The 23,768-nt window shown below is 44.4% G+C and carries 19 protein-coding genes; 10 read left to right on the top strand and 9 right to left on the bottom strand.

Going from position 1 to position 23,768, the window contains the following annotated elements; genetic code table 11:
- The first annotated feature begins 9 nt into the window (after window positions 1–9).
- From HMPREF9007_RS03890 to HMPREF9007_RS03905, 5 genes are all read left to right on the top strand, one after another.
- Window positions 10–1,716 (top strand): acyl-CoA dehydrogenase family protein, encoded by a 1,707-nt coding sequence (locus tag HMPREF9007_RS03890; RefSeq protein ID WP_008763249.1) that lies wholly within the window; start codon window positions 10–12, stop codon window positions 1,714–1,716.
- A gap of 220 nt (window positions 1,717–1,936) precedes the next feature.
- On the top strand, window positions 1,937–2,113 hold the full coding sequence (locus HMPREF9007_RS27295) for a hypothetical protein (protein ID WP_008763248.1): 177 nt from the start codon (window positions 1,937–1,939) through the stop codon (window positions 2,111–2,113).
- A gap of 8 nt (window positions 2,114–2,121) precedes the next feature.
- Window positions 2,122–2,541 carry a hypothetical protein gene (locus tag HMPREF9007_RS03895; protein WP_008763247.1) on the top strand — a complete coding sequence of 140 codons (420 nt, stop codon included), beginning with the start codon at window positions 2,122–2,124 and terminating at the stop codon, window positions 2,539–2,541.
- A gap of 30 nt (window positions 2,542–2,571) precedes the next feature.
- Window positions 2,572–7,602: a DUF4132 domain-containing protein gene (locus HMPREF9007_RS03900; protein ID WP_008763246.1), complete on the top strand. Its 5,031-nt coding sequence runs from the start codon at window positions 2,572–2,574 to the stop codon at window positions 7,600–7,602.
- Between the two features lie 7 nt (window positions 7,603–7,609).
- Window positions 7,610–8,080 carry a GAF domain-containing protein gene (locus HMPREF9007_RS03905; RefSeq protein ID WP_008763245.1) on the top strand — a complete coding sequence of 157 codons (471 nt, stop codon included), beginning with the start codon at window positions 7,610–7,612 and terminating at the stop codon, window positions 8,078–8,080.
- Between the two features lie 113 nt (window positions 8,081–8,193).
- Here the strand turns inward: HMPREF9007_RS03905 and HMPREF9007_RS03910 are convergent, their stop codons facing one another.
- The 7 genes from HMPREF9007_RS03910 to HMPREF9007_RS03940 all read right to left on the bottom strand — a co-directional run bounded on the left by HMPREF9007_RS03910 (window position 8,194) and on the right by HMPREF9007_RS03940 (window position 14,656).
- Window positions 8,194–8,508, bottom strand: coding sequence for a chaperone modulator CbpM (locus HMPREF9007_RS03910; RefSeq protein WP_008767738.1), 315 nt, complete (start codon window positions 8,506–8,508; stop codon window positions 8,194–8,196).
- A 14-nt stretch (window positions 8,509–8,522) separates the two neighbouring features.
- Window positions 8,523–9,488 carry a J domain-containing protein gene (locus tag HMPREF9007_RS03915; RefSeq protein WP_008763243.1) on the bottom strand — a complete coding sequence of 322 codons (966 nt, stop codon included), beginning with the start codon at window positions 9,486–9,488 and terminating at the stop codon, window positions 8,523–8,525.
- A 192-nt stretch (window positions 9,489–9,680) separates the two neighbouring features.
- A complete protein-coding gene (locus HMPREF9007_RS03920) occupies window positions 9,681–11,384 on the bottom strand; it encodes a lipid A phosphoethanolamine transferase (RefSeq protein WP_008763242.1) in 1,704 nt (567 codons plus the stop codon).
- On the bottom strand, window positions 11,371–12,564 hold the full coding sequence (locus HMPREF9007_RS03925; RefSeq protein WP_032850720.1) for a BamA/TamA family outer membrane protein: 1,194 nt from the start codon (window positions 12,562–12,564) through the stop codon (window positions 11,371–11,373). Before HMPREF9007_RS03925 ends, HMPREF9007_RS03920 begins: the two co-directional genes overlap by 14 nt.
- Window positions 12,565–12,656: 92 nt before the next feature.
- Entirely contained in the window at window positions 12,657–13,670 is a 1,014-nt protein-coding gene (locus HMPREF9007_RS03930; protein ID WP_008763240.1) for a low specificity L-threonine aldolase, read from the bottom strand.
- A 52-nt stretch (window positions 13,671–13,722) separates the two neighbouring features.
- Window positions 13,723–14,097, bottom strand: a complete 375-nt coding sequence (locus HMPREF9007_RS03935; protein WP_008763239.1) for a hypothetical protein — start codon at window positions 14,095–14,097, stop codon at window positions 13,723–13,725.
- 10 nt (window positions 14,098–14,107) lie between these two features.
- Complete coding sequence (locus HMPREF9007_RS03940) at window positions 14,108–14,656, bottom strand: sigma-70 family RNA polymerase sigma factor (RefSeq protein ID WP_008763238.1); 549 nt, start codon at window positions 14,654–14,656, stop codon at window positions 14,108–14,110.
- A gap of 155 nt (window positions 14,657–14,811) precedes the next feature.
- Here HMPREF9007_RS03940 and HMPREF9007_RS03945 point away from each other — a divergent pair, with 155 nt between their 5' ends.
- Window positions 14,812–15,228 (top strand): DUF6249 domain-containing protein, encoded by a 417-nt coding sequence (locus HMPREF9007_RS03945; protein ID WP_008763237.1) that lies wholly within the window; start codon window positions 14,812–14,814, stop codon window positions 15,226–15,228.
- Window positions 15,229–15,311: 83 nt separating this feature from the next.
- On the opposite strand, the gene HMPREF9007_RS03950 is transcribed toward HMPREF9007_RS03945, so the two are convergent.
- Window positions 15,312–15,530, bottom strand: a complete 219-nt coding sequence (locus HMPREF9007_RS03950; protein ID WP_008763236.1) for a winged helix-turn-helix domain-containing protein — start codon at window positions 15,528–15,530, stop codon at window positions 15,312–15,314.
- A gap of 236 nt (window positions 15,531–15,766) precedes the next feature.
- On the opposite strand from HMPREF9007_RS03950, the gene HMPREF9007_RS03955 reads away from it, so the two are divergent.
- From HMPREF9007_RS03955 to HMPREF9007_RS03970, 4 genes are all read left to right on the top strand, one after another.
- Entirely contained in the window at window positions 15,767–17,506 is a 1,740-nt protein-coding gene (locus HMPREF9007_RS03955; RefSeq protein ID WP_032850706.1) for a thiamine pyrophosphate-dependent enzyme, read from the top strand.
- Window positions 17,507–17,684: 178 nt separating this feature from the next.
- Window positions 17,685–18,602 (top strand): DUF2157 domain-containing protein, encoded by a 918-nt coding sequence (locus HMPREF9007_RS03960; RefSeq protein ID WP_008763234.1) that lies wholly within the window; start codon window positions 17,685–17,687, stop codon window positions 18,600–18,602.
- Entirely contained in the window at window positions 18,586–19,542 is a 957-nt protein-coding gene (locus HMPREF9007_RS03965; protein WP_008763233.1) for a DUF4401 domain-containing protein, read from the top strand. Before HMPREF9007_RS03960 ends, HMPREF9007_RS03965 begins: the two co-directional genes overlap by 17 nt.
- Entirely contained in the window at window positions 19,529–20,035 is a 507-nt protein-coding gene (locus HMPREF9007_RS03970; protein ID WP_008763232.1) for a GDYXXLXY domain-containing protein, read from the top strand. The genes HMPREF9007_RS03965 and HMPREF9007_RS03970 overlap by 14 nt, the downstream gene beginning before the upstream one ends.
- A gap of 399 nt (window positions 20,036–20,434) precedes the next feature.
- Here the strand turns inward: HMPREF9007_RS03970 and HMPREF9007_RS03975 are convergent, their stop codons facing one another.
- A complete protein-coding gene (locus tag HMPREF9007_RS03975) occupies window positions 20,435–23,551 on the bottom strand; it encodes a hypothetical protein (protein ID WP_008763231.1) in 3,117 nt (1,038 codons plus the stop codon).
- Window positions 23,552–23,768: the final 217 nt, after the last annotated feature.

Raw genomic sequence — 23,768 nt, 5'->3', positions numbered from 1 at the left:
ATTATTAAGATGGCTAATTTTTACACAGAAATACCGGAACTCAAGTATCACTTGAACAATCCGATGATGAAACGTATTTGCGAACTTAAAGAACGCAACTACAGAGATAAAGATGAATTCGACTACGCTCCTCTGGATTTTGAGGACGCACTGGACTCTTACGATAAAGTATTGGAGATCACCGGAGAAATAACAGGCGAAATTATCAATGCAAACGCTGAAGGTGTTGACGAAGAAGGTCCACACTGCGCCAACGGACGGGTGGAATACGCTTCCGGCACTAAAGAAAATCTGGATGCGATGGTCAAAGCCGGTCTGAACGGAATGACAATGCCACGCCGTTTCGGCGGACTGAACTTCCCGATCACTCCGTACACCATGTGTGCCGAGATCGTTGCTGCCGCCGATGCAGGTTTCGGAAATATCTGGTCTTTGCAGGACTGTATCGAAACACTGTATGAATTCGGTAATGCCGACCAGCACAGCCGCTTCATCCCCCGCGTATGTCAGGGTGAAACCATGTCTATGGACCTGACCGAACCGGATGCAGGTTCCGACCTTCAGGCAGTGATGCTGAAAGCTACTTACAGCGAAAAAGACGGTTGCTGGCTGCTGAACGGTGTGAAACGTTTCATCACCAACGGCGATGCAGATATCCATCTGGTACTTGCCCGTTCGGAAGAAGGAACGAGAGACGGTCGCGGTCTGTCCATGTTCATCTATGACAAGCGGCAGGGTGGTGTGGATGTACGCCGTATCGAACACAAGCTGGGTATCCACGGTTCTCCTACCTGCGAATTGGTTTACAAGAATGCCAAAGCCGAACTTTGCGGTGACCGCAAACTCGGTCTGATCAAATATGTAATGGCATTGATGAACGGTGCCCGTCTGGGTATCGCCGCACAATCTGTAGGATTGAGCCAGGCTGCTTACAATGAAGGACTGGCCTATGCCAAAGACCGCAAGCAGTTCGGAAAAGCAATCATCGACTTCCCTGCCGTGTATGACATGCTCGCCATTATGAAAGGTAAGCTGGATGCCGGCCGTGCGCTGCTTTATCAGACAGCCCGCTACGTAGACATCTACAAAGCACTGGACGACATCTCACGCGAACGCAAGCTGACTCCGGAAGAACGTCTGGAACAGAAGAAATACGCAAAGTTAGCCGACAGTTTCACTCCGCTTGCCAAAGGTATGAACTCCGAATATGCGAATCAGAACGCTTACGACTGTATACAGATTCACGGAGGCTCGGGCTTCATGATGGAATATGCCTGCCAGCGCATCTACCGCGACGCACGTATCACCAGCATCTACGAAGGTACCACCCAGTTGCAGACTGTAGCCGCTATCCGCTATGTAACCAACGGTTCTTACCTTGCTACGATCCGCGAATTCGAAACAGTACCTTGTTCACCGGAAATGGAACCGCTGATGTCACGTCTGAAGAAGATGGCAGACCTGTTCGAAGCCAGCACCAACGCCGTTAAAGAAGCTCAGGATCAGGAACTGCTCGACTTCACAGCCCGCAGACTGATGGAAATGGCTGCCGATATCATCATGTGCCACCTGCTGATTCAGGACGCAAGCAAGGCTGCCGACCTGTTCTCCAAATCTGCACATGTATATCTGAACTTTGCTGAAGCGGAAGTTACGAAGCATACCAACTTTATCAAAAATATGGATAAAGAAGACCTTGCTTTCTACAAAAAGTAACCCTAAAAGGGTGACTAACGATAAAAGCATCCCTTCCAACGAAGCGGATGCTTTTTTTGTCCTCTTCTTTCCAAAAGGAACTTACTAAATCTCAAAGTATTAGTATTCTCGTTGTCCGCATAAATATCCCCCTCCCATTTACCCTCTATTTCATTATTATTCTGTACTTTTGTACAAAAAGAGAGTAATATCAATCTACGACTTAATAAAAGAGAGAAATATGGCGTTTAGACTCAGACCTTTACACGAGGATAAGCTACATTTTGCAGATTTATCAAATACACAAATTCTGATACTGGCACTCGAAGCGTCTCAGAAACTTGAATGGAATATCGAAGGAATCGCTCTTCGTGAAGTCATATTTTATGTTCCCAAAAGGAGCCAAATCGAAAAATAAAAGTAAGTATGAAAGCATATATCCAAGTCAAGCAAGTAGGAAAAAGGAAATGCAGCATCGAAAAGATGCCGGTCGATTTCCCTACTCCTCCTGCCAGTGTGCAGGAACTGATTGAAGCGGTCGTCTGCTGGCAAGTAAAGGAGTACAACGAACGGCTGCAACAAAGTGAAATGCTGAAATACCTCACCAGTGAAGAGATGGAAGACAAGGCTGCCGCCGGCAAAGTAGGCTTCGAAGCAAACTATAACGGCAGACCGGCTGCGGAAACCGAAGCTATCATCAACGCTTTACAATCATATGAAGACGGAATCTTCCGCATCTTTCTGGACGATGCGGAACTTGGAGAATTATCCTCCTCCGTCCAACTGAAAGAAGAATCTACACTTACCTTTATCCGGCTGACAATGCTGTCAGGAAGACTTTGGTAACTGCAATATAAACTCTAAAAGCTTAAAGTCATGAGAATTACTTACAACGACAAATTGAACAAGCTGCTAAACCCCTATTTGGAGAGTTTACTAAAGGAAAAATCAAGCCTGGAGCCGGAAACGCTTACCCTATTCGACCTGTTCATGGAGGATTTGGACATGGGAGGACGGTATGGTATATTCAGTGAGATACTGGAACCTCGTCTGGAGGAGATCATCCGGGAAGAAAACATCGAAAGCATTGCCAATCTGATGGATGGCAGACTTAACACGCTGTTCCGCTATATGTTGGGCGACGAATTCGCCGGACTGTTCCATACTTATCTGCAACTCGAAGCACGCTGTCCGCATACCATCGGATACGACCGGCGCGCCCAGCGTTCCGCCAATCCGTCCAATCATCTGGACCACGCCAGAGACGCATGGCTACAGTTTCTGAAGTTACGCGCTACCGGATTTTCAGTAGAAGCGATCTTAAAAGGAGGAAATACACCCGAAGATACAGAAGAATTCAGCGGCTATATGAACTCTTCCTACTGGCTGGCCGCACAAATAGCACAAGGTAACGAAAAAGTAATCGAATACCTGAATCAGGTACTGACCAGCGAAAACAACGTCCACCGCCTGCAACGCTGGTATCTCCACGCCATCTCCATCAGCGGATACCGCCCGCTTCTGGAGCTGGAAGGCAAACTGCTATTAGCAGCCAAGCTACAGGAAGGACTGCGCCAAGCCATCGTGGAAACGATGGACGAAGGATGTCCCGAAAGTTACCTCTACCTATTCTCCATCATCTATAACAACGGACTGCAACGTTTTGCCTCCGTCAAGCGAAGCATCGCCGTATGCACCGGAATCGGCGAACAGGACAGCAGCGAACGGATTACCAACAAGTATGTCGAACTGATCTGGAATTTCCTGAATCATCCGGAAACAGCCCGCAATGCCCTGCAAAGCAAGGATACAGTCGAACTTTATCTGGCTTTATGGAGCATCGGATTCTATGATACGGACGAGATCAGAGCCATCGTACCGGACATCCTCCGAAAGGGAGCCAAGCATCAGATACAGACATTACTGTACTTCCTGCGCTGCACGCAATCCTCTCAGATGAATCATCTGATCAGCAAAGACGCATTCGAGGTATGGCACGACGACCCGAAAGTGGTGGCGGCTATCCTTCCTCTTTATATGGACGGTCTTTATCTGAGCCGATACAGCGATAACAAGGAAGCTCCCACACTCAGCGATTATTTTGAATCACCGGAAGAGGCGGTCCGTCACTACGGATATCTGAAACAAGTCTATCAGTCTATTTCCGCCAAGGAGATTTATTCGCCTTATGTGTTCCCGTGGGATTGTGTAGTGCTCACCCGTTCGGATGTAGTTCACAAAATGGCATACATCGCATGGATGACCAACGATATCCGACTGAGAGAGGAACTTTGCACGTATCTTCCCGCACTCGAATCTTACAGCCGTGCCAGCTATATCGGAATCGTTCTGGCCCATACCGAAAGCAAGGTGGAGCAGGAGTATGTACTGCAATCACTCGGCGACCGTTCGTCAGACATACGGGACGAAGCATACAAAGTATTGTCCGAAATGTCCCTGTCCCCCGAACAGTATCAGAATATAGAAGAACTGCTCCGTTTCAAATATAGCGAGATGCGTATCAATGCCATCAATCTGCTGATGAAACAGCCGGAAGCACAACTGGCAGCCAGTATCCGCCGGTTGCTGAGCAACAAGAATGCCGAACGCCGCCTTGCCGGGCTGGATATGATGAAGAGCATCCGCAATGTCGATTTTCTGAAAGACAGATATCAGGAACTACTGTCCACCGTCAGAGAGATTCAGAAACCGAACGCCAAAGAGAAGGTTCTGATCGAATCGCTGATCGGAGACGGTACGGAACAGAGCACGACAAGCAACTATACCCTAGAGAATGGCTTCGGGCTATACAATCCTGCGCTTGAAGTCAGCCTGCCTCCGATTACTCCCGATGCCGGATTCAATGTGAAGAAAGCATTTGAGTTTATTCGTTTAGGAAAAGCCAAAGCGATCTTCGACAAGCTGAACAAATACATCGAAAAGCATAAAGAAGACGAATTCACGGATAAATACGGTGAAGTACGCCTGGTGGGCAACAGTGTCTTACTGAACTGGTACAAGCACTACGACGGACTGAGCGAACTCGGACTTCCGGAACTCTGGCAGAATTTCTATCAACAGGAAATCGGCAGTTACGACAAATTGCTGATGATGAAATTCATGCTGGCCTCTACCGGAGCACCCAACGAAATAGAAGAGGACGAAGACGATGAATTTGACGAAGAAGAACAGGAAGACAAGGAAGCCGCCATCCAATCGCTCAACACGTTCGAACCGATTATCAATAAGATGTATGCAGGCTTCACTTACCGCGGGCTGCAAAAGTCGCTCCGCAAGCTGACCTATTACAGGCAGATAGAAGATATTATCGACGGACTGGCACATGAATACAGAAGCGAGGCAACTTATCAGCAGTTCTCCGTCAATATGCTTTTGCAGTTGCTTCCTCTGCTCAATACGAAGAATATCTTCCGTCAATACACCAATAAGCATACATGGCTCAGAGACAAGCAGGAATATGGAGCAAGGGAGATTGTTTACCCGATACACAACAACAAGTTCGTACGGTTCTGGCTCGACGCGCCTCAGCATCCCATCAATGACGCTCTCTTCACCCGTTATTTCACCGTCCGGTACCAGCTCTACAAGCTCACCAACTATATGGAGCATACTCCCGAACTGGAAGAAACCGAAGTCTACCTGCAAAGCATGGACTTTGCCCACGCATGGATGCTGGGACTGATTCCTACCGAAGAAATATACCGGGAACTGATGGGACGTGTCAACTCGCCCACACGCATCAAAGATATCACTTCGGCACTGGACGAGCGCAACCACTCCCTCTTCCATTCACTGACCCAGAAAGTTGTGAACCGAATTCTGGAAATAGAATTGCAGCGGGGAGATTCCGAGACTCAGGTCACCCGTCTGGCGGAAGAGCTTCACCGCGTCTACGGAGCGGAAACACTGATCCGTATCCTGCAAGCGTTCGGCAAAGACACCTTCATACGTGACAGTTACAACTGGCGCAACACCAAACGGGGAGTATTGAGCAGCCTGCTCCATGCCTGCTACCCGTCTCCGGACGACGACAGCGATACACTCAAAAGCCTCGCCAGTCAGGCCGACATCAGCCATATACGACTGGTGGAAGCTGCCATGTTCGCCCCGCAATGGCTGGAACTCACCGAAAAAGCGACCGGATGGAAAGGACTGGAAAGCGCCGCTTACTACTTCCACGCCCATACCAGCGAGTGTTTCGACGACAAGAAGAAAGCGATCATCGCCCGATATACCCCGATTGCCATAGAAGACCTTCAGGAAGGTGCTTTTGACATCGACTGGTTCAAGGAAGCCTACAAGACCATCGGCAAGGAACGTTTCGAAGTAGTGTACAATGCAGCCAAATACATTTCATTAAGCAACACCCATACCCGTGCCCGTAAATTTGCCGATGCCGTCAACGGCAAGACCAAAGCGGCAGACGCGAAGAAAGAAATCATAGCGAAGCGAAATAAAGACTTACTGATGAGCTACGGCCTTATCCCGCTGGGACGAAAAGCCGACAAGGAATTGCTCGAACGCTATCAGTTCCTGCAAAAGTTCCTGAAAGAAAGCAAGGAATTTGGTGCACAGAGACAGGAAAGTGAGAAGAAAGCCGTTACCATCGCCCTGCAAAACCTGGCACGTAACTCCGGTTACGGAGACGTCACCCGTCTGACATGGAGCATGGAAACGGAACTGATCAAAGAAATCACTCCTTACCTGACCCCCAAAGAAATAGAAGGCGTGGAAGTCTATGTGCAAGTCAACAATGAGGGCAAACCGGAAATCAAACAAGTAAGAGCCGGAAAAGAGCTGAACAGCCTGCCTCCCAAACTGAAAAAGCATCCATACGTGGAAGAACTGAAAGCGGTACACAAAAAACTGAAGGAACAGCACGCCCGTTCCCGCATCATGCTCGAACAGGCAATGGAAGACTGTACCCGTTTTGAGGAAAACGAACTGCGCAAACTGATGAAGAATCCGGTTATCTGGCCGCTACTTAGAAATCTGGTCTTTACCAGCAACGGCAGAACAGGCTTCTACACCGACGGCCTATTGATAACGGCTGACGGCATCTGCCTTCCGCTCACTCCGAAAGAGGAACTGCGCATCGCCCATCCCACAGACCTGTATGCGAGTGGCAACTGGCATGCTTATCAGAAGTTCTTGTTTGACAAAGCTATCCGCCAGCCTTTCAAGCAGGTATTCCGCGAATTGTACATCCCGACAACGGAAGAGGAAAGCGCTACACAATCCCGCCGTTATGCCGGAAATCAGATTCAACCGCAGAAAACGGTTGCCGTACTGAAAGGACGGCGCTGGGTAGCCGATTACGAGGACGGACTTCAGAAAATATACTATAAAGAGAATATTATTGCCACGATCTATGCGATGGCGGACTGGTTCTCTCCTGCCGACATCGAAGCTCCCACGCTGGAATTTGTCTGCTTCCATAACCGCAAGGATTATAAACCGATGAAGATTTCGGAGATTCCACCTGTTATCTTCTCCGAAGTGATGAGGGATGTAGACCTCGCCGTCAGTGTGGCTCACGCCGGAAGTGTCGATCCGGAAACCAGCCATTCAACCATCGAGATGCGCCGTGCATTGGTAGAACTCACCCTGCCCCTGTTCCACTTCAGCAACGTCAGGGTGAAAGGGAACTTTGCATACATCGAAGGCAAGCTGGGCAAATACAACATTCATTTAGGCAGTGGTGTTATCCATAAAGCAGGCGGCGCACAAATAGCCGTTCTTCCGGTACACTCGCAAAGTCGCGGACGACTGTTCCTGCCTTTTGTGGATGAAGACCCGAAAACAGCGGAGATACTGACGAAAATCATTTTCTTCGCAGAGGATGATAAAATAAAAGACCCGAGTATTCTAAACCAAATCAAATAGAAAAGAGATGGCAGAAAATTTACTGATTCACACAGGTAATAAAGAAGAGAAATATCGTGAACTGCTTCCACAGCTACAAGCATTGGTAAGCTCGGAAACGAATCGTATCGCCAATCTGGCAAATATTGCCGCCGCACTGAAGCAGACTTTCCACTTTTTCTGGGTCGGCTTTTATATGGTGGAAGGCAACGAACTCGTATTAGCACCGTTTCAAGGTCCCATCGCCTGTACACGCATTCGTTTCGGCAGAGGAGTTTGCGGCACGGCATGGAAGGAAGCGCAGACGCTGATTGTTCCTGATGTAGAGCTGTTTCCCGGTCACATAGCCTGCAGTTCCGATTCCAGGTCAGAGATAGTAGTACCTATTATAAAAGAAGGAAACGTCATCGGAGTGCTGGATATAGACAGTGATACACCGGACAGCTTTGATGAAACGGACGCACGCTATCTGGAAGAAATCTGCACGTACATCAGATAGTTTTCTTTGTACTGTAACGGTCCGAATAAAACAGAGGCTCTGATCTACGTGAACAGAGCCTCTGTTTGCTATAAATAGAGCCTTCGTTTGCATCAAACAGAGGCTTCGTTTTTTTACCAGTCCGCTTCCTCTATTTCCCTTTCCCGAAACAACAGAAGTTGCTTGCGGAGGGAAGTAATTTCACGCCTCATATCGTCCATTCTTTCCAGCATATGATGAATGGCGTCAATGCCTTCCATATTGATGGATAAGTCATAGTACATCCGACTATAACGTTCCACGTTCGGAAGTTCAGAAACAAGCAGATAATGCTTGCCGGCTTCGGTACGTACATTAATCAAACCACCTTCTTCCAACATCTCAATGAATGAAGGTTCAATATGACACTTTTGACAGTATTCACTGACAATAATTAATTCGGTCTGCATAGTGCTCATTCATTTTAATTCATACTCTGTAATTGGCGGAACAACTCCTTCTGCGCTTCTGTCAGATTCGTCGGAATCTTGACGGAATAGGTAACAATCAAGTCACCGAATTGTCCTTCTTTTTTATAGACCGGGAATCCCTTGCCTTTCAGACGCACTTTCGTTCCATTCTGAGTCTCCGGTTTGATCTTCAGTTTCACTTTACCGTCCAGCGTATCAACGACTTTATCACCACCCAATACAGCAGTATAAAGGTCTACTTCCACGTCTACGTACAAGTCATCGCCCAAACGCTTGAATACAGGGTCTTCGGCAATGACGAAAGTGATATACAAGTCACCGGCCGGACCTCCGTTCACACCTTCAGCTCCGTAACCTTTCAGTTTAATCACCTGCCCGTCGGCCACACCTGCGGGAATGGTAATACGTACTTGTTTACCATTGACAGTCAATATCTGTTTATGCGTCTGAGCAGCATCACGAAGTGAAAGATGAAGCTCCGCATTAAAGTCCTGTCCACGGAATCCGGCAGAACTTTGTCCCCTGCCCCGATGCCCGAACATCGATTCGAAGAAATCGGAGAAACCACCGGCATTACCTCCGGAGAATCCACCGCCACCGTCGGACGAATACCAATACGTTCCGTCACCATCAGAGAATCCCTGACCGCCACCACCGAATCCGCCAAAACCTCCGGCACCTCCAAAGCCACCGGCTTGCTGCCGCGCTTTTTTCTGAGCTTCAAACTCATCGGCATGCTTCCAATGCTCCCCATACTCGTCATACTTCTTACGCTTCTCAGGGTCACTCAGTACTTCATTGGCTTCATTGATTTCCTGAAACTTGTCCTTCGCACTTGGGTCATTAGGGTTCAGGTCAGGATGATACTTCCGGGCCAACTTACGAAAAGCCTTCTTTATATCATCCTGAGAAGCACTTTTGTCAACTCCAAGAATCTTATAATAATCTATATAAGCCATGTTTTATGAATTTAATCGTTCATACTTTTATATCGCAAATAACACGCCAATCATGCTTTTGGATATAAGAATTAACAAGGATTAATGAATAAGTAATAGGTAATAAGTAATAGGTAATAATCGTAGCTTCGTATAGCCTTGCCTGTACGGCTACGGTGTATTACTTATTACCTATTACTTATTACCTATTACCTAATACTTAATACCTAATACTTGACATTTCTGGAAGTCAGGCTGTTTCATTCCCAGATCATCCAAGGGGCGTGGTTCGTTATGGTCATTCAGATATACTCTCGGCTTCATGGTGTAAAGAGGGCTGACTACAGATGAGGAATCGTTGCGGTAAGAAGTTTGCACTCCGCCCAGTTCCAGCATGGTAGGAAAGAATGAACAGCTGGAAGATACGTCTTTATCCTTATTCCCGGTCACGGTTTGCCAATGTTCGGGATAAGCTTCCCGATAGGTGTCGGACATCCATATCAGAAACGGAACATGAAGCTGATAGTAAGAAGGAACCGGAGAAGCATGAAGGAACAGATGACGGGAATCGTCAAAAATATCCTCTCCATGATCGGAAGTGTAGAGCATTGCAGCATCCACGTGCTGTTCTTCGAGCATATGAATCAGACGTGACAGAAAGCTATCTGTATAGCGGATGGTGTTATCGTAGGCATTCACCAGGTTATCACGGTACTTCACTTCCGCTTCTACCGGATAATCGGGCAGAAAGAAAGCGTCTTCTGACGGATAACGTTCACGATAATTGAAATGTGAACCGTATGTATGAAGTACGATAAACTGTTTCTGATTTCCCTTGGATAATTCTTTCGCTACTAATGCCAGCAGTTCATCATCAGAAGGATTGTAGGCGGAATCCAGCGAATCTTCTTTTATAAAATCGAATGTATCGGCTTCCTTTCCGAAGAAATCGATAAAGGAATGATTATAGCGCTGGTTGGAGAAAAAGGCTGTCTGATAACCTGCCTCCTTAAAGGCCGTGATGATTCCTTTTTGATGGTAAATGGAGTCGAAGTTACAGGCTGTAATATCCGACATCAGCATGGGTACGCTTTTATGGGTGGTATTCGACTCCGTCAGGACTTTGGAGAACGCAACAATCCCCGGTTGACGGGACAGAAGCGGATTCGTCTCCCGCTCATATCCGTAGAGTTGCCAGTTCAATGCGCGGGAAGTCTCTCCCACTACCATTACATACACTTCACGCTTGTCTGCCGGATGAGTGGCTTGGGCATGGAAAGTAAAATCTTTTGAGGTGTGATGATAATTTTGCGTCAATGCCGTGCGTTGAAAAGCGAGTCCCACATTATAGCATACATTGAGGGGGTAAAGATCGGATTTCAGTTCATAGCGGGAGTCTTCCCAGTAAGCTCCGCCCAGAGTGAGAAGAGAGATTCCAAGCAGGATGAAGGCTCTCTTCCGTTCTCTGCGAATAAATGCCACAGAAAGCCGGCGCTTGCGGATAATTGAAATCATGCCCAATATCAGAGCAGGAATGTAAAGTATGACTACGGTGACTATGGCCGGTAATAAGTTGTCCAGCAACTCCATCGCTTCACTCGAATTGGTGGTTACCAGATTCAGAAACATATCTACAGCGATGATGGACTGTCCGAACAGATAAAGCAGCACAATCTGAAAGGCGCCGAAAAACAGGAAGATGAACAAAATCCAGAGCATCTTGCCACAGTTGCGGGACAGAGTCATCAGCAGATAGTAACAGGCTAAAGGCAACAAGACGTTGCTTACTTTCGCCATCAACGGCAAGGGTTCTGTGAAACACAGAACGATGTTGGGCATTATCAGGATGATCAGAAACAAGTAAAACAAATGTTCCTGATTTTCAAACCATTTCTTTATGTTCTTAAAAAGCTTCATTGATATTAAATATAAATCCGGTCTGGTGCTTACCAAACCCTAAATCCAAACGTACATTTACTCTCTTCTTAAATTCCCAGCGATAGCCGAAACCATAATTAGGAAGGATATGCTTCGGCGTAAAGTCGGAGAAGCGCGGAAATACAGTTCCCGCTCCTGCCCATACAGCCACTCCGTTTCGTTTCCATACATGCTGACGGAGTTCTATCTGTGCATCCATCGCACATTTATCACGATAACGCCCTTCATAATAACCACGCATTGAGTAAGAACTTCCGAGGGTTGCCATCAATCCCCACGGAGGATTGCCATAGTTCAGTAAAGTGTGAAACTGTCCTGCAAGGACTCCGCCTTTCCATACCGGATGATAATAGCTGGTTGTCAGTTCCGTACTGCTAAACGCATATTTATTACCGAGAAAAGCCGGGCTAAACCGTTGGTCTATCCGCAAGTAATATCCCTGATAGGCATTGGTCAGATAATCACGGGAGTCATAAAGAAGGGAAAGGCCGAGACTCGTATTAGTGGTCCGTGCCGACATTCCTTCCCAAAGTTCCGGTTTCTCAAAGTCATGCCCGTCTATATAATCAAATACAGCCATCGGTCCGATATAGAAACTTTTCGCTACACGGAACATGAAGTCGACTTTCACTTGTGCCTGAAAGCGTTTGTAGTCGCTTTCATTATCAGAGTTCGCTCCATTATCATATCCCCTTCCCCAATAAAGACTGGGGAAAGAATAAAAATAAAGATTATAATTCAACCGGTATTTCTCTTGCGGGAACAAGTGATTGCCTCTTACTCCCAACAGATAAAACCCAACAGTAGAGACATCTCCATAAAGAGAAACATTCGAAGGGGGAAGGATCGAATCATTGCGGTCTGTACGATACAGCCCCGCCGCCACCAATCCAAGACCGAACTTGGTATCACTGGAATAATGAGGACCGCCAATCACACTGAAATCGAACTTTTTATTTTTCTTTTCCTTATTGGCGTCATTAAAATAATCAAGAAACTTCTTAAAGAAACTACGCTTTGTCTGAAGCGAGTCTGAGGTTGCCACAGAGACAGAATCTACCGGCACATCTTTACCCATAGAATCAGTCTGCGCACTTATAGTGGTTTGTGTCAACAACAATAGCGCCAATAATACAAGTCCGTTTCGTCTAGCATCCATCATAATAAAAGCAATATTACGGGGACAAAGTTAGCCCCAAACTTTTTATTACAACAGTATTACAGGCGCTTTTGTTGTTCCATTCTTCTCCTTTAACGTCTCAAAAGTCGAATAAATTGATTCACATCTTCTTCTGTAGTGTCAAAAGAAGTCACCAGGCGGATTTCGTTATTCGCTTCATTCCAGAAATAGAAGAAATAAAATTCCAGCATTCGGTCGATAGCCGGACGGGGCATAGTCAGAAATAACTGGTTACTCTCCGGCTTCTGAGTAAAGGTGACTTCCGGCAACTCTTTAAGCGCCTGATAAAGCTTACCTGCCATAGCATTAGCATGAGCAGCATTCTTCAGCCACAGGTCATTCGTCAGATAGGCAGTGAACTGACAAGAAAGGTAACGCATCTTGGAAGCCAGTTGGGCAGATTGCTTCCGGACAAAACGGGCTTCCCGTTGCAGGTCCTTATTAAATATAATCACACATTCCCCCATCATCAGTCCATTTTTTGTTCCACCGAAACTAAGAATGTCAATTCCACAGTCTACAGTCAGCTCTTTGAGCGAAAGATGAAGGGCGGCACAGGCATTGGCAATCCTTGCTCCGTCCATGTGGACATACATACCGTTCAGATGGGCAAAGTCAGTCAGACGTTTCAGCTCTTCGGGTGTATAAATCGTTCCGAGTTCGGTGCATTGGGAGATGTAAAGCGCACGGGGTTGCGAATGGTGCTGGTCGCCGAAGCCGTGCAGATAAGGCTGCATCAGTTCGGGAGTCAACTTACCGTCGGAGGTGGCAATCGGCCGGATCTGACAACCTGTCATTTTCACGGGAGAGCCGCACTCGTCTACATAAATATGGGCAGTTTCCGCACAGAAGATTGAATGATACGGACGCGTCATTACTTGTAAAGCCACCACATTGCTGCCCGTGCCATTGAATACAAACAGGGGAACACAGTCCGGTGTAAAGGTTTCTTTTATCTTGGCTACGGCTTCTTCCGTCCATTGATCATCACCATAACCCAACGCATGATCTGCGTTGGCCCGGCTCAATGCTTCCATCACCAACGGATGCACACCGGAATTATTATCAGAGGCAAAACTTCTCATTGTTTCTTCTTGTTTCTTCACATTGTTTTAATTGTCATGCAAAGTAACAGAATTATTTCCAGATATACTTCTTGCGCAGCCAATAATCTAATCCGAGCAAGACCAATGCAAGGAGTGCGATATAGACATAAAATCCAAACAAAGAAGAATCCTGCCGGACATTCATTTGCGGCATCACATCGGCAAAGTTAAATTCCAGATAGAAAGTCAGCACATAGACACCCAGCCCTACCAACGCCAAAGCCGATATCAGCAAAGCTGCCCAACCGACTCTCGTTTTCCGCTTCGTCTGCTTCTCAGCCTCCTGATGAACACGCTCCATCATCCGATACGAAAAATTGGAAGACAGTCGTTCCGTTTGCCTCCGTTCCAATGCTTGTTTCAGCATATTGCCCGTATTCTCGTTTATCTTTCTTTCCTCTTCCATATCCTCTCTTCTATTTATTATTCATCAATACACAAATCTTTTTCCGGGTACGATGAAGCCGTACTTTCACATTACTGATCGAAAGTTTCAGCACCTCACCGATCTCTTCCATTGACTTTTCTTCATAATAAAACAAAGTAATCAATGCTTTCTCTTCCCCGCTCAACTGATCTATCGCCATCCCCAAACGAACCAATTGTTCTTCGGTTTCTGCCGGAGCAAGCACATTGTCCGCCATCTCATCGGGTACATTGTTAATCGTATTCTCTTCTATATAAAGAAACTCCTGTTTCTTTTTCCGGGTAGCCGAGATAGCGGTATTGTAAGCGATGCGATAAATCCATGTAGAAAAACGGCACTCGCCTTTATAACGATTCAAGTTGCGGAAAGTTTTCAGAAAAATATCCTGAAGCAGCTCCTCCGCATCTTCGGGACAACCGACGATCTGCACCACCAACGTATACAACGGACGACTGTAGCGGTCAAGAAATACGGAAAAGTATTCCGTCTCTCCATCCAGTATGCGTTTGATATAGTATGATTCGTCTTTCTGTTCCATCTTGACTCTTTAGACGCTGCCCGTTACAAAAGGTTACAGTCCGGGAAAGGAAAAATACAGGATTATAAATTATCCGCTTTTCAGTGTAACCTTTTTCCGTCCACTGCGTCAAACGATACAAAGAACGAAAATATTCACTTAAAAACAGTATAATTATGATGGATTTTATCACCATTCCCTTGGTCGTAGGTACTATTACATTAGGAATCTACAAATTATTTGAACTTTTTGTATGTAAGAAAGAGCGGATAACCATGATTGAAAAGCTGGCTGACAGAGTCAACACAGGAGAAATCAACAGTAACTTATCCCTCAACCTTAATTACTCCCGCTCCCGATTTACCTTCGGTTCTTTAAAAAGCGGTCTGCTGATGCTTGGAATAGGATTAGGTCTACTGGTCGCCTTCTTTATCTGCATCAACTCATTTCCGGGATACACCGCTTCCAGAAACTGGGACGTGGAACGTCAGGCAAGTGTCGTGTATGGCGCATGCGTACTTCTTTTCGGTGGCGCAGGGCTGCTGGCAGCTTTCCTCATCGAAATGAAAATACAGAAGAAAGAGAAGGAATAAAATACCAAAATCCCCGAAACCTCATCTACAAAGATGTAACTTCGGGGATTTAATCTGTTCTCATTAAAACATCAGACATTCTTTCATCCAATATAAACATTTACGCAGAGATATACATAAAGCTCCTCATCACACTGATCGAACTCTATCTTATTTTCTCTCGATAACCAGCCCAGAGCGGCACCCAATTCTTTATCCTTCAACCCGGACTTTCTCTTTAAGGTACCATAGCCCCATTTCTCATTGTTGCTCAGCAGTTGCCAGACTTTACCAGCATACACGCCGATTTGCTTTCTATCCATTTTCTACAGCTATTAAGAGGTTAAAAACATTAGGTTAAGATTTCGCCTATAAAGATAACAAATGGATATCACAAATGTTCCCTCCCTGACACTAAAAAGTTGTTACAAAAATATTTTTAACATAAAACCTGCGATGTGTACCGACACAACGGGCTTATTAGCATATGTTAAAACAGAACTTTTCTTGGCATACATCTGTTATTACATTAAGAATCAATCCTAAACCTATTACAAATATGGAAAAAAAAATAGCAGAACAACTGATCGATACATTAGTTGAATCGGGCGTAGAACGTATCTATGCCGTGACGGGCGATAGTTTAAATGAGGTAAACGAAGCTGTCAGAAAGAACAATAAGATACAATGGATACATGTACGGCATGAAGAAACCGGAGCCTATGCCGCAGCAGCCGAAGCTCAACTGACCGGACGGATAGGATGCTGCGCAGGCAGCAGCGGACCGGGTCATGTTCACCTCATCAATGGGCTATATGATGCACAACGCTCAGGAGCACCGGTCATTGCCATCGCTTCCACCATCCCCAGCGGAGAATTCGGGACTGAATATTTTCAGGAGACCAATACTATAAAACTCTTTAACGATTGCAGCTACTATAATGAAGTGGCAACTACTCCGGGACAATTCCCGCGTATGCTTCAATCAGCCATTCAGACAGCCATTACCCGAAAAGGGGTAGCCGTTGTAGGCTTACCGGGAGACCTGGCCAAGGCATCTTCCGTTTCTGTCGAATCTTCGGTAAAGAATTATCCCGCTCCGCCTGAAGTCTGTCCGGCGGAAGAAGACTTGGTACAATTGGCAGAGTTGCTGAACCATCATAAACGCATTACCCTTTTCTGCGGCATCGGCTGTCGGGGAGCACACGAGGAAGTGATCGCGCTTTCGGAGAAGCTGAATGCTCCTGTGGTATATACTTTCAAAGGAAAAATGGAAGTACAATATGAGAATCCTTATGAAGTCGGAATGACCGGACTGTTGGGAATGCCTTCCGGGTATTACAGTATGCACGAAGCCGAAGTACTTCTTATGCTCGGCACAGACTTTCCTTATTCCGCTTTCCTGCCCGATGACATCAAGATAGCGCAGATAGATATCAAACCCGAACGGCTCGGACGCCGTGCCAAAGTGGATATCGGACTTTGCGGAGATGTAAGAATGACTATTCAGGCATTATTGCGTATGCTGGACCCCAAAACTGATGATACTTTCCTGCTGAAACAACTGAAAAGATATGAAGGAGTAAAGAAAGACCTGGCAGCCTATACGGAAGATAAAGGAGATATAAACAAAATCCATCCGGAATACGTGATGTCCGAGATTGATAAACTAGCGTCGGACGATGCAATATTCACCGTAGATACCGGAATGACTTGTGTATGGGGTGCACGTTATCTGCAAGCTACGGGAAAGCGGCATATGCTGGGGTCTTTCAATCATGGTTCCATGGCGAATGCTTTGCCACAGGCCATCGGGGCAGCGCTTGCCTATCCCGACCGTCAGGTAGTGGCGCTCTGTGGTGACGGAGGTCTGTCGATGACTTTAGGAGATCTGGAAACCGTTGTCCAATACAAGTTACCGATTAAAATCATTGTCTTCAATAACCGCTCCTTGGGAATGGTAAAACTGGAAATGGAAGTAGACGGCCTGCCGGACTGGCAGACAAATATGCTGAATCCGGACTTTGCGCAAGTAGCCGAAGCAATGGGAATGACAGGCTTCAATGTCAGCAATCCGGAAGAAGTACTGACTACTTTATTAAATGCATTCGAACTGGATGGTCCGGTACTGGTAAATATCATGACCGATCCGAACGCTCTTGCCATGCCTCCTAAGATAGAATTGGGGCAGATGGTAGGCTTCGCCCAGTCCATGTATAAACTGTTGATTAACGGACGCTCACAGGAAGTGATCGATACTATTAATTCGAATTATAAACATATACGGGAAGTCTTCTAACAGCTCCTTCTTCAACGATATTTATCCTTGCACACAGACAAGATGATTATCTTCAGAAAGGTATAACTTGATCTCATTGTAGACTAACAATGAGTCAGGTTCTGCCTTTTTTATATATCCAACTGAAGGATAATCATTTTATTTTCTTATGTTTGTAATCATCAAAAAAGAGAAGCACATGGAAAAACCGGACTCTTCACTCCTATTCAGACAACCGATGTATGCCGATAAAAGACAATGGAAACAATTTCTTTCTATTTTTCTGTTAGCTGCAGGCGTTGGTTTTACGGTGGCAGGAATTATCTTTTTCTTCGCCTATAACTGGGAAGATCTTCCCAAATTTGCCAAGCTGGGAATCGTACAAACATTGCTTGTTGCATCTGTCCTGCTGACAGTATTCACCCGATGGAATATACTTATCAAACAGATAATCCTCACCGGAGCCACATTCCTGGTAGGCACACTTTTTGCCGTATTCGGCCAAATCTATCAGACAGGCGCTGATGCGTATGACCTGTTTCTAGGCTGGACACTGTTCACCATCCTCTGGGCAGTCGCCATCCGTTTCACTCCGCTCTGCCTCACGTTTATCGGACTGCTCTGTACTACCATTTGGCTGTACGCTATGCAAATAGTGCCGGACAACCTATGGGCAGTCACTTTACTGACCAGTGCAGTAACCTGGATTTGCGCTTCGGCAACGGTCGTCACAGAATGGATGAGTATCAAAGGCACCCTCAGCCGACAAAACCGTTGGTTTGTCAGCCTGCTTTCTCTGGCGACCATTGTGCATGTGACTTATCTTATGATGGCAGTAATCTGCGAAAAGGATGCAATCGTATCCATTCCGCTCGCAAGTACCGTTCTGCTGTTCTCGGCAGGGTTATGGTTCGGATGGAGACAAAGGAATTTATTCTATCTTTCCGCCATTCCTTTTGCCATACTGATGATTTTACTATCCCTGTTTATCTGTCACAGTAACCTTAGGGACGTCAACATATTCCTCCTCTCAGGAATTATTGTTATCACCGGTACCACTTTATTGATTTATGCAATCCTTCACCTAAAAAAACAATGGTATGGCACAGAAGAGTAACCTGACAATCGAAGTCCTTTCAATTATCGGAGGAGTGCTGACAGCTATCTTCTTTTTGGGATTTCTTGTACTTTCCTCCATTCTCCGGTCCGAAACATCCTGCCTGATTGCAGGAAGTATCCTGATCATTACTACTTTATTTGTCAATCGCCTCCTGACCAAACCTTTTTTGGACGCGATGAATATTACGTGCTACATAGCCGGATGTATATTAGCCGGTTATGGAATGAATAGAAACATGGATGTCCTCTTTATTGTACTGATAGGGATCAGTGTAGTAACGATGCTGTTATCCAAAGGGTTCATCCTGACTTTCCTTTCGGTAATCTCATTCTATATGGCGCTGTTCGGAGAGATAACGAATTTATTCTCTTCACTGAATCCGCTGAATGTGGCTGCCGTGCCTATTATAGCAATTTTCTTATTCGTCAATCTATCTGAGACAAAAATACTCAGCTATACGAACGGGGATTTGTCTAAATATAAACCTATTCATTCCGGTCTGTTCGTATCTTGTGTCCTTTCATTGGCCGGGTTGTCTGTCAATTACTTGACAAAAAGCACAAATGACTGGATCATATCTGTTTTCATGTTGGTGGGTATCCTTCTGATGGTTTATAAAATCGTGCAGGTGATGCAGGTTAAGAGTCCGGTACATCAGGTGTGCATCTATCTTCTTTGTATCCTGATCTGCTTTCCCAGTCTGCATGCCCCTTATCTATCGGGCAGTATCCTGCTGATACTGATATGTTTTCAGTACGGTTATAAAGCTGAGTCCGCAGTTGCGCTCCTCCTCTTCATCTATTCCATATCCAAATATTACTATGATCTGGATATCACCTTGCTGACGAAATCGATCACCTTGTTCTTTACGGGAATCGCATTGCTCATAGCCTGGTATATTTTCACTCAAAAAAAGACAAGACATGAAAAAATATAGCCGAATACTGATTATCGCTAATTTAATTCTTCTTCTGGGATATTTTAACTGGTCTGTTTATCAGAAAGAACAGACGCTGAAAGAGGGACAACTCGTATTATTGCAACTGGCTCCTGTCGATCCCCGTTCGCTGATGCAAGGAGATTATATGAGGCTTAACTATAAAGAAGCAAATTCCGAGTTGATAAACAGACAGAAAGCTAAACGCGGTTATGCTGTGCTCAAGCTTGACAAGAATCACGTCGGAGAAATAATACGTCTTCAGGAATCCCTTGAACCAGTAAATGAAAATGAGATCGTCCTGAAATATAAAACAATAAATGGCAGGTTATTCCTCGGTGCCGAATCCTTCTTTTTTGAAGAAGGACAGGATTCTGTCTATAATCGTGCCGCCTATGGTGGATTGAGAGTAGATAATAAAGGACAGAGTTTACTGGTAGGGCTGTATGACAAGGATTTCCGGCAGATTAAGCCGTACAGAGGCAAACAGTAATATACGAAAGCCCAGACTTTCGCAAGCCCGGGCTTTTGCATTCTTAAGCATCTTCTTATTAGTGGGGAATAAGGGGATTACATTAAAAGTAGTAATCTCGGGAAAATAAGACAGATACGCTAAGACTATAAAGAAAATACCTGTGGGAAATAAGGGAGGTATCTTCTTATCATAGAGAGATACATATACCAAAAAATACTTTCGCAAGCATAATCTTATTATCTGCTATCTCTCATGCAATCTTCACCATGTAGTGAAGAAAGAAAAGGAAAGGTATCTCCTGGCGTTATGGAATCAGAGATACCCTTTGATTATTATTGGAGAAATAAAATGTTAGCTAACCATCATTTAAACGTAAATAAAATAATTAGTATCCATTTTAATTCTGCTAGTTTACAATTAAATATCCGCAGCGTCTTGAGACAAATCGATCTTAACTGTAACTTCATTATTACTTGCAAAGTCAGTGATTGTACCCCAGTTAGAGACAGCAGCTACATTCACTTTCAGAGTAATTGCAGATGCCAGATTCTTACCTGCATCGGTCAGGGAAATCTTACCATCAGTTGTGATATTTACATATTTAGCTTTATCTGCATCAGCTGTAGCTATACTAAATACAGGTGCGGTGAAACCATATACACTAAGTGGTTTAGCTCCCCATTCAGTAGTACCCTGAGCTTTTTCAGCACCATCTGCCCACATCACTTTACCTCTATAGTCTGTCCAAGAAGCTGTTTTTGCAATATTCAATGTGCTGTTTAGATTATCTTTACCAAATGCTGCTGATTTAATTGTGAATGCCCATGTTCCACTGATCTCAGTCAGATTAATTTTAGTTTCTACTGTACTATTGTCTAATGTAGCTTCGCCATATACAGTCTTGGCAACAATTACAATCGGGTTAATATCATCTGCATGTGCATTGTAAGTCTTGTCTACTGTCAATGTAGTACCATTGATAGAAGCGCCCTTCACAGCATCTTTCAGAGTAAGAGTAATATCTCCGCCTACTTTCTTAACAGCAGCCAACTGCGTAGCATAGTTAGTGTAAAGAGTGGCCAAATCTAAAGTGAAGCCAACACTTGTCGGTTTTTCATATGATCCCTGATAAGTCGGTTTCAATGTCATTGCACCTGCACTAACGATATTTCCATCAATTACAACTTTAATATCCTGATAGCTTACCTTCACGCTAGCTGAAACATTGATAACCTTCACTGCATCTACCTGAATTTTCAATGTTGGAGAATATGTACCGGCTGCAGTTCCTTTAGGAACATTGATAGTCAAAGCATTCTTTTCACCAATAACAAATGTAACTCCCTTATCAGCAGTCGGAGTAAATTTGTCAACAGGAATAGCCTCATAGATATCTTTCGAACCAGCTGAAGTATACAATTCAGTCAGCGCATAAGCACTAGTTGAAGTTACTTTTGTTCCATCATACAAAACGTCAGTAGGAGCTACAGGTGTCAGATTCACTGTACCATCAGTATAATTAGCTGCCGTCACTTTTGCATAAGCTGTAGATTTGAATTCCTTCAAAGTATTGTCACCATCTTTTACAGCAACATAAGCCACAACTGTAGCTTCCTTACCTGCAGATTCAGCTGCATAATTTTTTAAAGACAATACACCATCTTCCAGTTTGTAACTTCCATCGCCATCCAAGATAACCGGAGCATCAGGATTAGTCATGTCTTTATCAAACTCATAACTTGTAACAAGATTAGACAGATCTACATTTTCCGGATCTAAAGTAGCATTTCCACCATCTACAAAACTTGCTTTCAAAGCAACGCCTGCTTTATAATCAATCTTAGATGCCTCTTTGTTGTAATAGATAGAACTAACTGTGCTATTAGTTGATTCTACTTGAATACCACTAATTGTTTTTGTTGTAACGATTACCGGGAAATAATTAGAGTTGATATTCGTAAAGTAGTCCGTACCTTTTATAGCAGTTTCCGCATTCTCCGGAACAGAATTTTTAGCTATGATATTTAAACAAACAGCATGACTCTGTTCGGTAGTAGTAGATATAACAAACGAAATAATACCTTCATCCGCATTTTCCACCTTACCTTCACCTTCAAAAATATTAGCAGCACGTGTAGTAATCTCCTGTGCATCGAATGATGCAGTATAATTATCGAAGAAGTTTTTAGCAGCAGAAACCGGAGAAACACGGAATTTCACAGTCACTGTATTATTAGAAGCTATCAAAGTCTTTTCCGTTTCACCTTCCGGCACTACATAATAAGAAGAGAAATACACTTTACCTTCTGAATCTGATGGAACGAATGTTACACTTTGAACCATTGATTTTAGTCCGTCAACATCAATTTCAAGTGCTAACAGACGTTTCTTTATATCTGCAATTTCACCATCATAACCTGCAAATTTGTCTTGTAAATGTGTATCGATCAGTCCACCTAATTCTGTACCTTTTACGTAAGCATCCAAATCTGTGGTCTTCGCACATTTTGCAATTTCAGTTTGCAATGTTGTAATATCTTCCAAAGCACCAACAATTTTGTTTGCATTTTCAATTGTATTGTTCTCAGCAAGAGATGCAACGAGTACCTCAATTGTTTGTTGTTGATAGGTCTGAAGGGCTGTAATATCAGTAAAAATTTTCTTGTATGCAGCATCTTCCTTGCCTACATATGTATCAATCTTTTCCATTAAAGCTTCCATATCTGCGTTATACTTTTCACGACTCAAGTATTCAGCTTTAATCTCAGCCATAATAGCAGCCTTGAATGTGCCGTCAACATATGTCTTTACAGCATTTACCTGTTCAGTAACTTCGGCAGATGTCAGATAGTCTACAAGAGCTTCATCCACATACGCTTTCACAGCCTCTGAATTCATATAATCATTCAACTGAGAAATGGTAACGAAATTCTTGTCAGCTTCTTCCAAAGCTTCAATTTTAGTTTTGATAGCATCCAAACCTTTGATCTTTTCATACAGATCAGCAATTTTCTCACCGTTTGCATTGATCAGTCCCTGCAATTCTGTTTTAACAGCAGCCAATTCCGTTGCAATCTTTTCTGCAGCATCAGCATCAGCTTTTTCTAAATCGGCTTGCAGTTTGTCAATTTTAGCTTGCAATTCTGTTTTTGCAGCTCCTACACTACTCTCAATAGATGCGTTTACTTTAGCAATAGCCTCATCCAGTTTGGTCTGCAGTTCTGTAAGTTTTGTCGCATCTGCTTTGTTATTTAAAGCAGCTTGCAGGTCAGTAACTGTTTTCTTGAGCTCATCAAGTGCTGTTTTGTCTGCTTTACTTGCGATAGCATCCAATTGTGTCTGCAATCCGGCTACTGCGCTATTAATAGCAGCAGTCATTGCTTCAGTTGTAACATCAGCACCTTTCTTGTTGATGGCATCAATCTGTTCCTGCACGTTTTTGATGTCATCATCGTAGTCCTTACAGCCTACGTAGGTGACGGTAGAAAGTGCTAACGCCCCGAAGAACATCACTTTTACAAATTTTCTTTTCATAACTACTTAAAAATTACATTAATAATATATTATTAAACACTAAGTTTCAATAATGCCTGTCCCGTTACTTGGTAGGTAACGGGGAAACCTTTGTGGTAACCTTTATAAAGTAGTTTTTGTAGAAAACTGATTCAAAAAGAATCTAAATCTTTTACCCCTGCTTAGAAGCTGTAGCAGAGGGGAGGAAAATCTTTTGCCAAAATTTAAGGTTAATATA

This window comes from Bacteroides sp. 1_1_14 (genome assembly GCF_000162515.1).
GTDB classification, from domain to species: Bacteria; Bacteroidota; Bacteroidia; order Bacteroidales; family Bacteroidaceae; genus Bacteroides; species Bacteroides thetaiotaomicron.
This window is presented reverse-complemented; position numbering and strand designations above follow the sequence as displayed.

Bases quoted from the DNA above. Each gene is read 5' to 3' on its own strand.
- HMPREF9007_RS03890 (WP_008763249.1), top strand. From the start codon at position 10: ATGGCTAATTTTTACACAGAAATACCGGAACTCAAGTATCACTTGAAC.
- HMPREF9007_RS27295 (WP_008763248.1), top strand. From the start codon at position 1,937: ATGGCGTTTAGACTCAGACCTTTACACGAGGATAAGCTACATTTTGCA.
- HMPREF9007_RS03895 (WP_008763247.1), top strand. From the start codon at position 2,122: ATGAAAGCATATATCCAAGTCAAGCAAGTAGGAAAAAGGAAATGCAGC.
- HMPREF9007_RS03900 (WP_008763246.1), top strand. From the start codon at position 2,572: ATGAGAATTACTTACAACGACAAATTGAACAAGCTGCTAAACCCCTAT.
- HMPREF9007_RS03905 (WP_008763245.1), top strand. From the start codon at position 7,610: ATGGCAGAAAATTTACTGATTCACACAGGTAATAAAGAAGAGAAATAT.
- HMPREF9007_RS03910 (WP_008767738.1), bottom strand. From the start codon at position 8,508: ATGCAGACCGAATTAATTATTGTCAGTGAATACTGTCAAAAGTGTCAT.
- HMPREF9007_RS03915 (WP_008763243.1), bottom strand. From the start codon at position 9,488: ATGGCTTATATAGATTATTATAAGATTCTTGGAGTTGACAAAAGTGCT.
- HMPREF9007_RS03920 (WP_008763242.1), bottom strand. From the start codon at position 11,384: ATGAAGCTTTTTAAGAACATAAAGAAATGGTTTGAAAATCAGGAACAT.
- HMPREF9007_RS03925 (WP_032850720.1), bottom strand. From the start codon at position 12,564: ATGGATGCTAGACGAAACGGACTTGTATTATTGGCGCTATTGTTGTTG.
- HMPREF9007_RS03930 (WP_008763240.1), bottom strand. From the start codon at position 13,670: ATGAGAAGTTTTGCCTCTGATAATAATTCCGGTGTGCATCCGTTGGTG.
- HMPREF9007_RS03935 (WP_008763239.1), bottom strand. From the start codon at position 14,097: ATGGAAGAGGAAAGAAAGATAAACGAGAATACGGGCAATATGCTGAAA.
- HMPREF9007_RS03940 (WP_008763238.1), bottom strand. From the start codon at position 14,656: ATGGAACAGAAAGACGAATCATACTATATCAAACGCATACTGGATGGA.
- HMPREF9007_RS03945 (WP_008763237.1), top strand. From the start codon at position 14,812: ATGATGGATTTTATCACCATTCCCTTGGTCGTAGGTACTATTACATTA.
- HMPREF9007_RS03950 (WP_008763236.1), bottom strand. From the start codon at position 15,530: ATGGATAGAAAGCAAATCGGCGTGTATGCTGGTAAAGTCTGGCAACTG.
- HMPREF9007_RS03955 (WP_032850706.1), top strand. From the start codon at position 15,767: ATGGAAAAAAAAATAGCAGAACAACTGATCGATACATTAGTTGAATCG.
- HMPREF9007_RS03960 (WP_008763234.1), top strand. From the start codon at position 17,685: ATGGAAAAACCGGACTCTTCACTCCTATTCAGACAACCGATGTATGCC.
- HMPREF9007_RS03965 (WP_008763233.1), top strand. From the start codon at position 18,586: ATGGCACAGAAGAGTAACCTGACAATCGAAGTCCTTTCAATTATCGGA.
- HMPREF9007_RS03970 (WP_008763232.1), top strand. From the start codon at position 19,529: ATGAAAAAATATAGCCGAATACTGATTATCGCTAATTTAATTCTTCTT.
- HMPREF9007_RS03975 (WP_008763231.1), bottom strand. From the start codon at position 23,551: ATGAAAAGAAAATTTGTAAAAGTGATGTTCTTCGGGGCGTTAGCACTT.